The organism is Brevundimonas sp. (assembly GCF_035627475.1).
GTDB lineage: Bacteria > Pseudomonadota > Alphaproteobacteria > Caulobacterales > Caulobacteraceae > Brevundimonas.
Window position 1 is genome coordinate 82,420 of sequence record NZ_DASPLR010000022.1, and the last position, 14,304, is coordinate 96,723.

The following is a 14,304-nucleotide window of genomic DNA, read 5'->3' on the forward strand; positions in this document are numbered from 1 at the left end:
TCCATCCTCATACTCAATACGCGTACTCGTCAAAGAAATCGGCCGCCCCCGCGTGAGGCGGGAGGCGGCCGTCAGGGTCAGGAGATCAGAAGCTGTAGCGCACGCCCAGCTGGAAGGTCCGGGTCGGGAACAGCACCGTCGAGGGACGCTCGAAGTTCGGGTTCGGGTTCGTCGCCGAGCCCGTCCCGCCGTCGAAGCCGGAGAAGTTGTCGAAGTTGAAGACGTTGATGGCGTCGACGAACACCGACAGCTCCTGGCCGCCGAAGACCTCGAAATTCTTGGTCAGGCGGAGGTCCAGGTTCCGATAGGCGAACGAGTTCGGAAGGATGAAGTTGAACTGCTGCGGACGGCCATGGTTCGGGCGGTAGACGAAGTTCGGCCCACGCCCGTCGAACACGTCGAACGGCGTGCCCGATCCCAGCGTCAGGATGCCCGACAGCTGGAAGTCGAACGGCAGGTCGACGATGCCGTTGGCCACGATGCGGTGACGCTCGTCATTGCTGGTCGGGCGGACGGGCGAGCTTTCGATGCTGAAGCAGTCGAAGCAGAAGTTGTCATTGCCGCCGTTCTGTTCCGCCTGCGACCAGGTATAGGCCAGGTTGAAGCCCCAGCCCGAGTCGGCCGTGTAGTTCTTGTCCAGCTTGAGGTAGAGGGCCCGGAACTCGCGGCTCTTGTTGTGATCCGAAACCAGGTAGCTGCGGTAGGGGTTGGCGGCGCCCGGCGAGCAGAAGCCGCCGTTGTCGCCAAAGCCGCCGCCGTCGTTGCCGCGCGTGGGTTCGCGGCAGCGGTTCAGATAGGCCCAGGTGAACTCGTTTTCGGTCTTGCCGTAGGCGAGGGTGAGCTCGGTTTGCCAGTCGCCGAAGCGCTGACGGACGCCGAGGTTGACCTGGTCGGTCCGGGGCGGCTCGAAATCGTTGGCCAGCAGGAAGGCTTCACCCTTGCCCGGGATGGTCGCAAGGACCGGGTCCAGACCCGCGGCCGTGGCGTACGAGGGATCCCACAGGATCGGATCGCCGGCTTCGCCCGGCAGATCGACGCCCGGACCCGGATCGCGATCCTCGCCCACCGGCCGGCCGGTGGTGCTGAAGAAGGCGTTCTTGCGGATGTCGAACGGCTTGACGAGCTCGTCGTACGAGAAGTTGAAGTTGACCCGGTCGTAGTAGCGCCCGGCGCCGCCGAAGATCACCGTCCGGCGATCACCGAAGACATCGTACGAGAAGCCGATCCGGGGCTGGAAGGCGCCCGCGAACGGGTCGCGGTTGTCGCCCGTGGAGATGTAGTCGTCGCGGTCGAACCAGCTCGGCGCGTAACCGGCCGGCTTGCCGCCGTCGGTGGAGGCGATCCACTGGTCCAGGCCCGCGATGACGCTGGCCGGGGTCACGTAGTCGTTGTTGTTGGCGTTGGTCTCATAGTCCCAGCGGATGCCGAGGTTCAGCTCCAGCTGGTCCGTGATCTGCCAGTCGTCCTGCACGTACAGGCCGATGACGGTGTTATCGAGGTCGACCTCGGGGAAGGCCTGGCCCAGTTCGACGCGGTACGGCACCGTGGTGCTGCCGCTCAGCTCGGGCCGGCCGTCGACGTCGTAGTAGAAGTTCGGGTTGCGGCCGAACTGCTTGGTCACCTCATAGTTCTGGAGCGACACCTTGGCGCCCAGCTTGATGGTGTGGACCCCGTTCATCTCCCAGTCGTTGAAGGTCAGGTCGTCGCGGAAGGTGATGGCGTTGTCGTGGATGTCCTGGGTGCTGTCGCGACCGCCCAGATTGAGAATGGCCGCACCGCCGAAGTAGTCCGGCTGGAAGCCCGGCAGGCCCGGATTGGTGTCGTTCTCGAACAGGCGGTAGGTCGCGCCTGCGTCCGTGAAGTTCGCCGCGCCCGGATTGAAGTTGTAGTCGCGGTAGTCGACGGCGAAATCGTTCAGGAACAGGTCCGACTGCCACTGGTAGCGAAGGTTGCCCCTCAGGGTCGTCTGCTGAAGGTCGTTGGCGCGCTCGAACGAGTCGGCGCCGCCAAAGTCACGCAGTTCCGATTCGTCGCGGTAGGTGGCGCTCAACTCGATCAGATGACCCTCGGCCGGCTGCCAGCTGAGCTTGCCGAACATCAGGTCTTCCTCGAACGGCGAGGCGAAGGTGCCGATGTAGGGGGCGAACTGGGTGAGGAAGCGCGGCTCCTGACGGCCCAGGTTGACCACGCTGGCGCGGTTTTCCTGCTTGTGCTCGTAGGTGGCGAAGAAGTGCAGCGTGTCCTGGATGATCGGACCGCCGAGGGCGAAGCCGTATTGCTGGACCTCGAGCGGGACCTTCTCGTCGCCGCGCTGCTCGGCGAAGGTGTCCTGGGTGATGAAGTCCTGGTCGCGATAGACGCCGAACACCTCGCCGTGGAACTCGTTGGTGCCCGAACGGGTGACCGCGGTGATGATCGCCGACGAGGCCTGTTCGTACTCGGCCTTGAAGTTCTGGCTGACGACCCGGAACTCCTGGATGCCGGCCTGGGGGAACGGGTTCCCGCGGCTGTCGTCCTGGCCGATGATGCCGCCGGCGATGATGTTCGACTTCATGCTGGCGCCGTCGATGAAGGCGTTCACCGATTCCGCGCGCTGGCCGCCGGCGGTGATCTGCTGCTCCCTTTCGTCCAGCCCGACCCGCACCCCGGGCGCCAGGGCCGCGAAGTTGAGGAAGTTGCGGTTGATCTGCGGCAGGGTGTTGATCTGCTGCGTCGTGACGTTGGTGGCGTTCTCGGGCGTGCGGACCTCGGCGAGGCGACGGCCGGTGACGATCACGTCTCCCACATTGGTGACGGAGGTTTCGGACACGACGGTCCCGCCGACCGTCAGGTCGACCTCGCCGACCTGGCCGACGCCGATGGTGACGACGTCAGACGTGGTCTGGCCGCTGGCCGTGGTGACGGTGATCTCATAGGTGCCCGGGCGCAGGCCGGACAGCACATAGCCGCCGTCGGCATTGGCGGTGGTGCGGCTGGTGAAGCCTGAGGCCACGTCGCGCGCGACGATGACGGCGCCCGCTTCCGCCTGGGCGTTCTGGGTCACCGAACCACGGATCGTGGAGGTGGTGACCTGGGCGTATGCGCCACCGGCCGCGGCCAGCGAGATGGCGACGGCGAGGGCCGATGCGGCCCCCAGATAGTGCTTGGACTTGCGGGTCATTGTGGGTTCTCCCCCTCCAGAGGTGATGTGCTGACGGCTTCGCGGGCGCGATCGCCGGTGATGGTTCGGGTCTGTGTCGCCGGATTGCTTGATGGGCGAACGACCAGTTCGGGCCGCACGACCTCGCAAGCGGTGTCGGCGACAGCTTCGCCCGCTGCGTTGATCAGGCGGACGAGGCGCTCCAGCGCGCTCCGCCCGGTCTCTGCGATATTGATCCTCAGGGTGGTCAGGGCCGGACGCATGAGGCCGGCGATCGGCACGTCGTCGAAGCCGACCAGGGCCACGTCCTCGGGCACGGCGACGCCTGCCTCCTGCAGCGCCAGCATGGCGCCGACGGCCATCATGTCGTTGCCGGCGAAGATCGCGTCCGGCCGCTCGGCCCGCTCGGCCAGCTCGGCGCCGGCGCGATGTCCCGAGGCCTGGTCGAACGCGCCCTCGACCACCGTCGTCGGCAGGTGCGCCCGGGCCATGGCCTCGAGATAGCCGGCCAGTCGCGCCTCGGCCTCGAGGTTGCCGGTCGGGCCGGAGATGTGGGCGATGCGTCGCCGGCCGGTGGCGATCAGGTGCTCGACCGCCTGGACCGCGCCGCCGTGGTTGTCGACGACGACCGACGGCCGCCCCGCCCCCGCCCCGCCGTTCATCAGCAGGATCGGCAGCCGCCCGGCGAGGCTCGTGGCCAGGTTGGCCGCGTCGAGATGCGGCGACAGCACGATCAGGCCGTCGACCCGGCCGCGCATCGAGCGGATCGCGGCCGAGGCCTCCTCCGCATCGTCGTGCGAGCTCGAGACGATCAGATGATAGCCGAGGGCCCGCGCCCCGAGGTCCATGCCCCGGATCAGTTCGGAGAAGAACTCGCCATACAGGTCCGGCAGGATGACGCCGATCGTCTGCGTCTTGCTGGTCGACAGGCTGCGCGCACCGGAATGCGGCACATACTGCAGCGCCTCGACCGCCTCCATGACCTTCTTGCGGGTGGCTTCGGTCACGGGACCGGCGCCCGTCAGCACGCGGGAGACCGAGGCGACGGACACGTCCGCCCGTTCGGCCACGTCACGGATGGTGGCGGCCTTCATGCCGCCCGCTCCGCGCGGGTTTCCGGGATCGCTCCAGGCGCCAAAGTCGTCCTCCCTGACCGGTTCGCGATCCCGGCCCGCTTGGCGCGGGTCCGTCCGACAATTCCGTGTAACCGATTACATGACACACTAGCAATGAACCCCGCAAGTGCCCTAGTTTGGTCACAAGCAGGTTGTGTCCACGGCGCTACACGCGTACCGCGGGGCCGCTCCCGCCCTCTCAAGTTGATCCACTCGCGTCTTTACGAGCCTTACACATGACCACGGAAACCCCCGGCAAGTATCTGTTTCCCGACGGTTTCCTCTGGGGCGCGGCGACCGCCGCCTATCAGATCGAAGGCTCGTCCATGGCCGACGGGGCCGGCCCATCGATCTGGGACCGATTCAGCCACACGCCGGGCAATATGAAGGACGGCGACACCGGCGACGTAGCCTGCGACCACTACAACCGGTGGCGGGAAGACATCCAGTTGATGAAGCGGCTGAACCTGCAGGCCTACCGATTCTCGGTCAGCTGGAGCCGGGTCATGCCGGAGGGCCGCGGGGCCATCAACGACAAGGGCCTGGCCTTCTACGACCGTCTGGTCGACGGTCTGCTCGAAGCCGGGATCGAACCGCTTTGCACCCTTTACCACTGGGATCTGCCCGCGGCCCTCGATGACCGCGGCGGCTGGCTCAACCCCGACATCGCCGACTGGTTCGCCGACTACGGCCAGGTGCTGTTCGAAAAGTTCAAGGGCCGCATCAAGACCTGGGGCACCATCAACGAGCCGTGGGTCATCGTCGACGGCGGCTATCTGCACGGCGCCCTGGCGCCTGGCCACCGCTCGGCCTTCGAGGCCATGATCGCCGGCCATAACGTCCTGCGGGCCCATGGGGCCGCGGTGAAGCGTTTCCGCGAGGTCGGCGAGGGCCAGATCGGAATCGTCCTCAACATCGAGCCGAAATACCCGGCGTCGGACAAGCCCGAGGACGAAGCCGCGCGCAAACGCGCCGAGGCCCAGATGAACCGCTGGTTCCTCGACCCGCTGATGGGCCGCGGCTATCCGGAGGAACTGAAGGACGTCTACGGCGAGGCCTACCGCGAGTTCCCGCAGGAGGACTTCGACCTGATCGCCCAGCCGACCGACTGGATGGGGCTCAACTGGTACACCCGCTCGGTGCCCGAGAACGCGCCCGACGCCTGGCCCGTCCGCGCCCGGCCGGTGAAGCAGGTCCAGCACGCCCACACCGAGACCGGCTGGGAGGTCTATCCCCCCGCGCTGACCGACACCCTCGTCTGGCTGCACGAGCAGACCAACGGCCTGCCGCTGATGATCACCGAGAACGGCTCGGCCTGGTACGACCCGCCCCACGCCATCGAGGGCCGCATCCATGATCCGATGCGGGTCGACTATCTGAAGAACCACCTCAAGGCCCTGCACGACGCCATCGGCAAGGGCGTCGACGTGCGCGGCTACATGGCCTGGTCGCTGCTCGACAATCTCGAATGGTCGCTGGGCTACTCCAAGCGCTTCGGCATCACCCACGTCAACTTCCAGACCCAGGAGCGGACCATCAAGGACTCCGGCCTGCTCTACGCCGAGGTGATCAGGTCGAACGGCGGGGTGCTCTGAACCTCAGCGCACCCGCGCGTAATAGGCCTCGATCAGGTCCAGCCGGTCGCCGAACGGGACCGTCCTGGCCACCGGCCCGTCGTTGGTGAACTCCAGCAGTCGGTCCGGCTCGGCCCCGAACTCCGGCCACGCCGGCCGCTCGCCCCCGTTCGGATTTCCCTTTGCCGCGAAGGTCGTCCAGTAGGCGGCTATGGCGTCCGCCTGCCGCTGGTCCATCGCCGTCGTCGGCCACGGCGAAGCCGTAAGGTTGTCGAAGACGTACTGCCGCTCCGACGCATGGGTCGCTCCCGCGTGCGGCTCCGGCATCGCCGCCGAGACCACGTCGAACCGATACAGATACGTCGGATGGCCGTTGCCCGCGTGCAGCCGCGCCAGATGACGCGCCGGCTCGTTGAACACCAGGTCGCTGAGCACGAACTGGTCGTAACCCTCCTGCCCGCCATAGGCCGCGAGAAACGCCGCCCGCTCCGCCTCCGTCATCGCATCGTCGATGGCTCCGTACGGGCTCAGGTCGGACGGCTTCATCCACCAGAACTCCGCGCTGTTGGCGCCGATGATCAGCGGCACGGGCGCCTCCCGCCCGGCGGCGAAGGCGGCCTCGACATCATCGGCGACGTACAGTCCGTCCTTCACCAGCAGGTCGCCGCCGTAGAAATTCGGCGCCGGTTGGAGAAAGGTCTCCGCGGGAACGGCGCGCAGCTGCTCCGCCGTGGCGGCCCCGTGGGCGGCGGCGAAGGCCTCTCCCCTCGTCCGCATCGACGGTCCGCCGTCCCGTCGCGGGCCGTCCAGCGGCGTGCCCTCGTCGCGGCCGAGGCCCGACTGCACCACCGCCCGGTGAAACAGCCCCCGCCCGGCGTCCGAGATCATCAACCGCGTCACCAGCGCCCCGCCGGCCGACTCGCCGAAGACGGTGACATTGTCCGGATCGCCGCCAAACGCCGCCGCATTCTCCCGCACCCAGCGCAGGGCCGCGATGACATCCATCAGGCCATAGTTCGCCGCCGGCGCTCCCGGAGCCCGCTCCGCCGCCAGCGCCGGATGATCGAAGAACCCCAGCCGGCCGAGGCGGTAGTTGACCGTCACCACCACCACGCCGCGCTTCGCCAGCCGGGTCCCGTCGTACAGCGCCGCCGTGCCCGAGCCGTTGTTCAGCCCGCCGCCGTGAATCCAGAACATCACCGGGAGCGGACCCTCGCTCTGCGCCGGCGCCCAGACGTTCAGCGTCAGGCAGTCCTCGCTCATCGGCAGGGGGCCCACGCCATTGTCGCCGTTGCCGGGTGGCTGGACGCAGATGGGGCCGACCTGTCCCGCGTCCCGCTCCCCCCAAGGCCCCGCCGGCTGCGGCGGTCGCCAGCGCAGACCGCCGACCGGAGGCCGTGCATAAGGCACGCCCTTGAAGCTGCGCACCCCGTCCGCCTCGCGGCCGATCAGCGTCCCCTGCTCCACCGCCGCGCGGGGCATGGGGTCCGTGGGGCCAGCCAGTGAGATCATCAGAAGCGCCGCAGCCAGAAACGAAACCATCGACATGAGGTCAGACTAGCGGCGCCCGCCGTTCACACCCAAATGCAAATCGACATGGCGGCGATTTTGATGAAACCGATTTGCGCCCAATGCGTTACAGCGACCGGGCACGGTGGGGACGGGTTTGAAGGAACTGGTGAAATCGGGCGGCCTGACGGTCGATCTGGCGAGCGCGTTCGACGCCTCGCCCAATCCCTATGTGCTGCTCACGCCCGATCTCCGCATCGCCGGCGCCAACCAGGCCTATTTCGACGTCACCAACAGCACCCGCGACGCGATCATCGGCCGCCCCCTGTTCTCGGCCTTTGACTCCGGCCCCGGCTCCGAAGCGCCCGAGAACGTCCGCCAGGTCCAGGCCTCGCTGGAGCGCGCCCGCGACACCCGCCAGCGCGATCACCTGCCGCTGGTGAAATTCTCGATGGCGAAGCGGCTCGACGACGGCAGCCAGGCCTTCGAGGATCGCTACTGGAGCGCCACCCATACGCCGATGCTCGACGAGGCCGGAGAGGTCGTCTTCATCCTCCAGCACACCACCGACATCACCGAGCTGCAGAGGCTGAGGGAGGGCCGGGTCCTGTCCGAGCGGGCCAGCGCCCTCGACATCATGCTGGGCGGGGCGGTCCTCGGCCGCGCCGAACAGGTGCAGGAAGACAACCGCCGCCTCGAGGGTGAGCGCAACCGCCTGATCGACATGTTCATGCAGGCCCCCGGCTTCGTCGCCGTCCTCACCGGGCCGGACCATGTCTTTCAGATGCACAACGCCGCCTATGCGCAGCTGATCGGCCACCGCGACATCACCGGAAAACCGATCCGCGAAGCCCTGCCCGAGGTGGTCGGCCAGGGCTATTACGAGTTCCTGGACAGCGTCTACGCGACGGGCGAACCCCACGAGGGCCGGGCCAGCCTGGTCCAGCTGCAGCGCTCCCCCGGCGCCCTGCTGGAGACCGTCTATCTCAACTTCATCTACCAGCCGATCCGCGACGCCTCGGGCGCCGTCGTCGGCATCTTCGTCCAGGGTCACGACGTCACCGACGCCGTCCGCTCCACCGAGCGGCAGAAGCTGATGATCGACGAGCTGAACCATCGCGTGAAGAACACCCTGGCCACGGTCCAGTCGATCGCCATGCAGACGGCCCGGTCGCACGCCGATCCCCTGACCTTCGCCGAAGGCTTCCAGGCCCGGCTGCTGGCCCTGTCGCACACCCACGACCTGCTGACCCGCAGCCACTGGGAGGGCGCCGATCTGGGCGACATCCTGCAGCACGAGACCGAGGCGCACGGCAGCCATCGCGTTTCGGTCAACGGCCCGCGCGTCGGCCTCGCCCCGGCGGCCGCCCTGTCGCTGGGCATGATCTTCCACGAGCTGGCCACCAACGCCGCCAAATACGGAGCCCTCTCGGCCCCCGACGGCCGCGTCCTCGTCGACTGGAGCCTTGCCGACCAGACGCGTCCGCGGCTCCAGCTGGTCTGGCGCGAGATCGGCGGACCCGCCGTGAGCCAGCCCGTCCGAAAGGGATTCGGCAGCCGCCTGATCGAGCGCAGCGTGCGGCACGATCTGGCCGGAGAGGTCGAACTCCATTACGCAGGCGACGGATTCGCCGCGACATTCTCAATTCCGTTGGACAGGGAGCAGGGTTCATGAGCCAGGCGTTTGCGGGCCGCCGCGTGCTGATCGTCGAAGATGAATCCCTGGTGGCCATGCTGCTGGAGACCATACTCGAGGACATGGGTTGCATCCCGGTCGGGCCGGCCGCCACCGTCGACGAGGGTCTGCAGATGGCCAGCGGCGGCGAACCCGTCGACGCCGCCCTGCTCGACGTCAACGTCGCCGGCCGCCAGGTCTTCCCGGTCGCCCAGGCGCTGAAGGACCGCGGCGTCCCCTTCATCTTCTCGACCGGCTATGGCGAAGGCGGCCTGCCCGACGAATGGCGCGGGCAGCCGACCCTGCAGAAGCCCTTCACCGAAGCCGCCGTCCGCGACGCCCTGATGAAGGCCATGGGGCTGGCGGACGTCTGAAGGACAGGCAGTAGGGAATAGGCAGTAGGCAGTAGCGCGACCGCGCCCCCGTCGCGTCAGCCCACGAACCTTCCCCTCCCGCCTCCCGCCTACTGCCTACTGCCTACTGCCTACTGCCTGCCTTCCCAGATCCCTCACCACCGCCCTTGCCGCATTGTGACCCGGCGCGCCGGTCACCCCGCCGCCGGGGTGCGCCCCCGATCCGCACAGGTAGAGCCCCGGAACCGGCATCCGGTGATCCGCGTGCCCCAGGACGGGTCTCGCGCTGAACAACTGATCCAGCGTCAGCCTCCCGTGGAAGATGTCGCCGCCGACCAGGCCGAAGCGCCGCTCCAGGTCGCGCGGCCCCAGCGCCAGCCGCCCGACCACCGACGCCCTGAAGCCCGGCGCATGCGCCTCGACCGTCTCGATCATCAGGTCCGCCACCGTCTCGCGATGCTCGTCGCCCAGCGCCGGATCGACGTGCTGGCAGAACAGGCTGGCGACGTGCTGTCCCGGCGGCGCCAGGCTGTCGTCCAGGGTCGAGGGGATCAGCATCTCCACGATCGGCTTCGACGACCAGCCGTTCAGCCGCGCCTCGGCATGGGCCCGGTCCATATAGGCCAGCGACGGGGCCATGATGATGCCCGCCGTCAGGTGATCGCCCTGCCCCGGCAGGGCCGTGAAATTCGGCAGCTCAGACAGCGCCACGTTCATCCGGAAGGTGCCCGACCCCGACTGATAGTTCCCGATCCGCTCGCGGAAGTCGGCCGGCACGACCGCGTCGTCCACCAGCCTCTCGAACAGCAGCCGCGGATGCAGGTTGGACACCACCGCCCGGGCCCGCACCACGTCACCCGCCTCGGTCACCGCCCCCACGGCCCGGCCCTTCTCCGTCAGCACCTCGGCGACCGGCGCCTCCAGCCGCACCTCGACGCCCTGTTCCGCGCAGGCAGCGGCCATCGCCTGGGTGATCGCCCCCATGCCGCCCAGCGCGTGGCCCCAGACGCCCTTGCGCCCGTTCACCTCGCCGAACACATGGTGCAGCAGCACATAGGCCGAGCCGGGGGTGTACGGACTGGCGTAGTTGCCGACCACGCTGTCAAAGCCGAACAGGGCCTTGATCGGATCGCTCTCGAACCAGCCGTCCAGCCAGTCGCCCGCCGACTTGGCGAACAGATCAAGCAGGTCGCGCCGCCCCTGCGTATCCAGCCCCGCCGCCCGCCGCCCCAGCCCCCCGGCCTTCAGCAGCTCCGGCAGCATGGCCATCCAGCCGCCTTCGACCATGTTCGGCGGCGCCTTCAGGATCCAGTCGCGCAGCACCCCCGCCACCACCTCCAGCCGCCGCTCATACTCCGGCAGCCGCTCCGCATCCCGCGTCGAGAATTTCGCCACCTCGCCCCGCGTCCGTCCCTCGCCCGCCAGCAGATGGCGGCCATCGTCCAGCGGCAGGAAGTTGGAGACCTTGCGCTCGACTACCGTCAGCCCGTGCCGGGCCAGCGCCATGTCGGCGATCACCTTCGGATTCAGCAGGCTGACGGTGTAGCTGGCGGTCGAGTTGCGGAAGCCGGGATGGAACTCCTCCGTCACCGCCGCCCCGCCGACCACGTGCCGCCGCTCCAGCACGGTCACCTTCAGCCCGGCCCTCGCCAGATAGAAGGCGCAGACGAGCCCGTTATGGCCCCCGCCGAGGATGACGACGTCGGTCGTGGTGGTTGTCATGCGGCCCTCCGTGAATCCCCTCTAAGCTATCGTCATCCTCCGGCAAGGCGCTTCAGCGCCGCGACCGGGGGACCCAGCGGCGCGCGAGAGCGCGACACTGTCGATGCGTCGCTATTCACGACAGCCTGCCTGAACAGATCGCCTTCGGCGCCGCTGGATCCCCCGGTCTCGCTGCGCTCGCCGCAGGATGACGAAAACTATTGAGCTTGCGGCTCTTCCTCCGGCCGATGCACCAGCGATACCAGCACCACGCTGATCATCATCAGCAGGAACCAGCTGCCCAGCTTGGCGAGCGACACCGGCTCCCAGCCGTCGTCCTGCCCCGGATAGATCCATGCATTGGCCCAGGTCCCCAAATTCTCCGCGAACCAGATGAACAGCGCCACCAGCAGGAACCCCAACAGGAACGGCATCGAGCGCCGCCGCCGGTCCGGGGTGAAATAGAACCACCCCCGCCCGAACAGCACCGCCGTCAGGGCGAACAGCCCCAGCCGCACGTCCGGCAGCCAGTGATGGGCGAAGAAGTTCACATAGATGGCCGCCGCGAGCACCCAGGTCGTCCACAGCGGCGGATAGCAACGGAACCGGATGTCGAAGATGCGCCAGATGCGTGCGATGTAGCTGCCCACCGCCGCGTACATGAAGCCCGAGAACAGCGGCACCTCGCCGATCCTCAGCAGCGAAGGTTCGGGATAGATCCACGACCCGGCCGCCGTCTTGAACAGCTCCATGATCGTCCCGACCAGGTGGAAGACGAGGATCACCCTCGCCTCCTCCCAGCTCTCCAGCTTGAGCCCCAGCATCGCCGCCTGGATCGTCACCGCCCCCAGCACGAGAAAGTCGTAGCGCGCGATCGGCGCCTGCTCGGGGAACCAGAAATGGGTGCCCAGCAGCAGCGCCAGCATGGCTCCGCCGAACAGGCAGGCCCAGCCCTGCTTGATCCCGAACATCAGGAACTCGAATCCGAACCGGCTCCAGGCCCGCCGGTCCGACCACCTCTGCAGCCGCTCCAGCCAATGCCGGCCCCAGATCTCGAGTGGAAGTCGGCGCGGTTCGGTCATTCGGTCAGGCTAGCGCCGGGACCCGCGGCTGTCCTGAGCCGCTGGTGAGGAATCAGTGAGACCGCGACCAACAAGACGATCAGCGTTCCGTCGCCCGCATGTCGCGCGCGTCGATCACCCGGACTGGGCGCATCTGGCCGGGGCGATCGGGTGCGAGCGCGCAGACCAGCCAATCGCCGCTTACGTTTGTCGAGAACGCGTCTCCCCGGCTCTTCAGGGCCGCCATCGCCTCGGCTGGCAGAACGTCCGGCCCCTCGTCGCCAGACGGCGAGGTCACGCCCAGAACTCGCCCCGTCGCCAGAAAGATGCGCACCCCCGGTGAGCCGTTCGTCGCGGTCAGTCGCCCCCTCTGCCAGAAGCAGTCCGCGTTGTCCTCCGGGGCCGCGATCAGCCAGTCCAGGAACGCCCCGAACAGCGCCCTGTCCCGCGTCCAGCTCTCCTCGCTCGTCAACAGCCAGGCGGTATAGATGGCCTTGGGCGTATCGGCCTCCTCCTGGCCAACGCCATCCCATCGACCGGCCGCGGCCTCAACGTCGATCAGGATGCGGCCATCCGGCTCGCGGCTCACGCAGGCTCGGGACTCCAGCCCCCGGATTGCAAATGGCCGTCCGTCCGCGCCGCGATTGAACCGGTCGTCCTGCCGACACGACCGATCCGCCCCCCTGACGGCGTCCAGCGTCGGCTCGAACGCCGGGTTCCAGGACGCGCGAACGCCATAGGACGACCCCGCCGCTTCCACATGTTGGCCGAGACAGTCGAAGCGCTCGAGGCCGACGCGGGTAAAATAGCCCCGCACCGCATCGCCGCTGAACACAGGACAGACCCCGGCGCCGGCCGGGAAGGTCGCAACGATGCCGAAGTCCTCCTCGGTAAAGGCGGCGGCCGTCGCGATACGTCCCGCCTCGCCGCGACAGTCTTCGCTGTCTGGATCGCAGGCCGCGGCTCGGGTCGGCTCGCCACCCTCTGCGGGGGCATGAATCCGGTCGCAACCAGCAAGAAGGGCGGCGCCCAGCGCCAGGATGGCCGCCCCCCGCATGGCTTCTAACCCCGCCCGCGGTACGTCGGCACACCCTGGTCCGGCAGCCACAGCCCCTCGGGCGCCGGTCCGGTCTGCCAGAACACGTCGATCGGAATGCCCCCGCGCGGATACCAGTAGCCGCCGATGCGCAGCCATTTCGGCGCCAGCAGATCCACCAGCCGCTTGCCGATGGCCACGGTGCAATCCTCGTGGAAGGCGCCGTGGTTGCGGAAGCTGGTCAGGTACAGCTTCAGGCTCTTGCTCTCGACCAGCCACTCGCCCGGCGCATAGTCGATGACGATGTGGGCGAAGTCGGGCTGGCCGGTCACCGGGCACAGGCTCGTGAACTCCGGCGCCGTGAACCGGGTCAGGTACAGCGTCCCCGCGTGCGGGTTGGGCACCCGCTCCAGCACGGCGGTCTCCGGGCTGGTCGGCGCGGCGGTCATCTGGCCGAGCTGGTGCAGGCCGGAAGTGTCGGTAGTCATGACAGCTGTTTTCAACTTGCGGACGCGCGGGCGGCCGGGGCATGAATGGGATCGTAGAGGGGGACATACGGCGATGCGGAAGCCATTTCAAAGCCTGAGGCTCGCCCTCGGCGCTTCCGTCGCCGCCGCCGGCCTTGCCGGGGCCTTGCCGGCCGTGGCGCAGCAGGCGCCGCCGGTCGCGGTCCCGCCGCCCCTCCCCATCCCTCCTACGCAACGCGAGGACCGGATCGTGACCCGGCCGCCGGACATCATCGGCCCGCCGGTCGTCGTCCGGCCCGGTGGATCGCCGCCGCCACGCCCGTCGATGATCACCAATCCGGCCTGGGTGCGGTCGCCCGCTCCGGAATACCCCCGGCCGGCCATCGCCGCCGGCGTGGAGTCCGGGCGTGTCACCCTGTCCTGCATCGTCCTGCCGAATGGCCGCCTGAACGACTGCGTCGTCCGCAATGAATCGCCACCGGGCCTCGGCTTCGCGGAATCGGCCCTGGCCGCGACGATCCAGGCCCGCGTCTCGCCCCGCACCGTCGACGGCGCCGCCGAGAACGCCCGGGTGACCTTTACCGTCCGCTACATGCTGCCGCCCGAGCCCGAGCCTCTCCCCCCGCCGCCCCTGCCGCCCCCGCCGCCGCGGCGCTGAGTTCCATTTGCCTTCC

The 14,304-nt window shown here is 68.4% G+C and carries 11 protein-coding genes; 4 read left to right on the forward strand and 7 right to left on the reverse strand.

Annotated features, from left to right (window positions below; translation table 11 throughout):
• Positions 1-85: 85 nt before the first annotated feature.
• Positions 86-3,160, reverse strand: coding sequence for a TonB-dependent receptor (locus VEA62_RS05605; RefSeq protein ID WP_324819471.1), 3,075 nt, complete (start codon positions 3,158-3,160; stop codon positions 86-88).
• Entirely contained in the window at positions 3,157-4,233 is a 1,077-nt protein-coding gene (locus tag VEA62_RS05610) for a LacI family DNA-binding transcriptional regulator (RefSeq protein WP_324819473.1), read from the reverse strand. Before VEA62_RS05610 ends, VEA62_RS05605 begins: the two co-directional genes overlap by 4 nt.
• Before the next feature lie 257 nt (positions 4,234-4,490).
• On the opposite strand from VEA62_RS05610, the gene VEA62_RS05615 reads away from it, so the two are divergent.
• Positions 4,491-5,849, forward strand: a complete 1,359-nt coding sequence (locus tag VEA62_RS05615; protein WP_324819475.1) for a GH1 family beta-glucosidase — start codon at positions 4,491-4,493, stop codon at positions 5,847-5,849.
• A 3-nt stretch (positions 5,850-5,852) separates the two neighbouring features.
• Here the strand turns inward: VEA62_RS05615 and VEA62_RS05620 are convergent, their stop codons facing one another.
• Positions 5,853-7,376, reverse strand: coding sequence for a carboxylesterase/lipase family protein (locus VEA62_RS05620; protein ID WP_324819477.1), 1,524 nt, complete (start codon positions 7,374-7,376; stop codon positions 5,853-5,855).
• A gap of 130 nt (positions 7,377-7,506) precedes the next feature.
• On the opposite strand from VEA62_RS05620, the gene VEA62_RS05625 reads away from it, so the two are divergent.
• Both VEA62_RS05625 and VEA62_RS05630 read left to right on the forward strand, forming a co-directional pair.
• Positions 7,507-9,012: an HWE histidine kinase domain-containing protein gene (locus tag VEA62_RS05625; RefSeq protein WP_324819479.1), complete on the forward strand. Its 1,506-nt coding sequence runs from the start codon at positions 7,507-7,509 to the stop codon at positions 9,010-9,012.
• On the forward strand, positions 9,009-9,386 hold the full coding sequence (locus VEA62_RS05630; RefSeq protein ID WP_324819481.1) for a response regulator: 378 nt from the start codon (positions 9,009-9,011) through the stop codon (positions 9,384-9,386). Before VEA62_RS05625 ends, VEA62_RS05630 begins: the two co-directional genes overlap by 4 nt.
• Positions 9,387-9,482: 96 nt before the next feature.
• Here VEA62_RS05630 and VEA62_RS05635 read toward each other — a convergent pair whose 3' ends face one another.
• From VEA62_RS05635 to queF, 4 genes are all read right to left on the reverse strand, one after another.
• A complete protein-coding gene (locus VEA62_RS05635; RefSeq protein WP_324819483.1) occupies positions 9,483-11,087 on the reverse strand; it encodes an NAD(P)/FAD-dependent oxidoreductase in 1,605 nt (534 codons plus the stop codon).
• 197 nt (positions 11,088-11,284) lie between these two features.
• Entirely contained in the window at positions 11,285-12,148 is an 864-nt protein-coding gene (locus VEA62_RS05640) for a DUF817 domain-containing protein (RefSeq protein ID WP_324819485.1), read from the reverse strand.
• 79 nt (positions 12,149-12,227) lie between these two features.
• Positions 12,228-13,184 carry a hypothetical protein gene (locus tag VEA62_RS05645; RefSeq protein ID WP_324819487.1) on the reverse strand — a complete coding sequence of 319 codons (957 nt, stop codon included), beginning with the start codon at positions 13,182-13,184 and terminating at the stop codon, positions 12,228-12,230.
• Between the two features lie 5 nt (positions 13,185-13,189).
• Positions 13,190-13,651 carry a preQ(1) synthase gene (queF, locus tag VEA62_RS05650; RefSeq protein ID WP_324819489.1) on the reverse strand — a complete coding sequence of 154 codons (462 nt, stop codon included), beginning with the start codon at positions 13,649-13,651 and terminating at the stop codon, positions 13,190-13,192.
• Positions 13,652-13,724: 73 nt separating this feature from the next.
• On the opposite strand from queF, the gene VEA62_RS05655 reads away from it, so the two are divergent.
• Positions 13,725-14,288: an energy transducer TonB gene (locus VEA62_RS05655; protein WP_324819491.1), complete on the forward strand. Its 564-nt coding sequence runs from the start codon at positions 13,725-13,727 to the stop codon at positions 14,286-14,288.
• The last annotated feature ends 16 nt before the right edge of the window (positions 14,289-14,304 follow it).

Coding starts and splice junctions, on each gene's coding strand:
- VEA62_RS05605 (WP_324819471.1), bottom strand. CDS start 3,160: ATGACCCGCAAGTCCAAGCACTATCTGGGGGCCGCATCGGCCCTCGCC.
- VEA62_RS05610 (WP_324819473.1), bottom strand. CDS start 4,233: ATGAAGGCCGCCACCATCCGTGACGTGGCCGAACGGGCGGACGTGTCC.
- VEA62_RS05615 (WP_324819475.1), top strand. CDS start 4,491: ATGACCACGGAAACCCCCGGCAAGTATCTGTTTCCCGACGGTTTCCTC.
- VEA62_RS05620 (WP_324819477.1), bottom strand. CDS start 7,376: ATGTCGATGGTTTCGTTTCTGGCTGCGGCGCTTCTGATGATCTCACTG.
- VEA62_RS05630 (WP_324819481.1), top strand. CDS start 9,009: ATGAGCCAGGCGTTTGCGGGCCGCCGCGTGCTGATCGTCGAAGATGAA.
- VEA62_RS05635 (WP_324819483.1), bottom strand. CDS start 11,087: ATGACAACCACCACGACCGACGTCGTCATCCTCGGCGGGGGCCATAAC.
- VEA62_RS05640 (WP_324819485.1), bottom strand. CDS start 12,148: ATGACCGAACCGCGCCGACTTCCACTCGAGATCTGGGGCCGGCATTGG.
- VEA62_RS05645 (WP_324819487.1), bottom strand. CDS start 13,184: ATGCGGGGGGCGGCCATCCTGGCGCTGGGCGCCGCCCTTCTTGCTGGT.
- queF (WP_324819489.1), bottom strand. CDS start 13,651: ATGACTACCGACACTTCCGGCCTGCACCAGCTCGGCCAGATGACCGCC.
- VEA62_RS05655 (WP_324819491.1), top strand. CDS start 13,725: ATGCGGAAGCCATTTCAAAGCCTGAGGCTCGCCCTCGGCGCTTCCGTC.